Annotated in this window: 1 protein-coding gene; it reads left to right on the top strand. The window is 52.2% G+C overall.

Annotation, left to right across the window (positions count from 1 at the left end; all coding sequences use genetic code 11):
• Positions 1-103: 103 nt before the first annotated feature.
• Positions 104-558, top strand: a 455-nt coding sequence (locus VU18_RS15435; RefSeq protein ID WP_047758432.1) for a DUF6044 family protein, incomplete at its 3' end; no start/stop codon positions are given.

Raw genomic sequence — 558 nt, 5'->3', positions numbered from 1 at the left:
CCCTTTTCATAAATCACCACCCTCTTCGACCGTCCTTAGGAATAATTTTCTCCTAATTGCACATCGTATCCAATAGAAACTTGGAAATAGGAGCGTCATGCCGATGGACGTACAAAGCGAGCGGCGATTTTTCCTTTTGGCGCTTGGCGTCATCGCCCTTTACGTGTCCCCGCTCTTTCTCCTTGGCGAAAACGCCCATATTCGCGTCCACGATAATTTGGATTCCAATATCGCTTGGTATAAGGTGCTCTCCGAAAGCGGAAAAATCACCGGGCCGCTTGACGCGAAGATTCCGCAAATCGCCAACGGCAAGTTGTCAAGAAATGCCCTCGGTTCGGAGTTGACCGGCATCGTCTGGCTGCACGCGTTATTTCCCACGATGACTGCTTATGCGCTCAGCCAAACGATCACAAGGGTGGTGGTATTTGTCGGCATGTATTTGTTGTTGAAAACGCATTTCCTGCCCGAGCCGCGTTGGATGGCTGTTCGCATCGGCGTGGCGCTCGCATTTGCGCTGACGCTGTTTTGGCCGTCGGGGATGTTAAGCACGCTCGGCAT

This window comes from Geobacillus sp. ZGt-1 (assembly GCF_001026865.1).
GTDB lineage: Bacteria > Bacillota > Bacilli > Bacillales > Anoxybacillaceae > Geobacillus > Geobacillus thermoleovorans.
The sequence above is the reverse complement of the archived record's forward strand: the minus strand, read 5'-3'. Positions and strand labels throughout refer to the sequence as shown.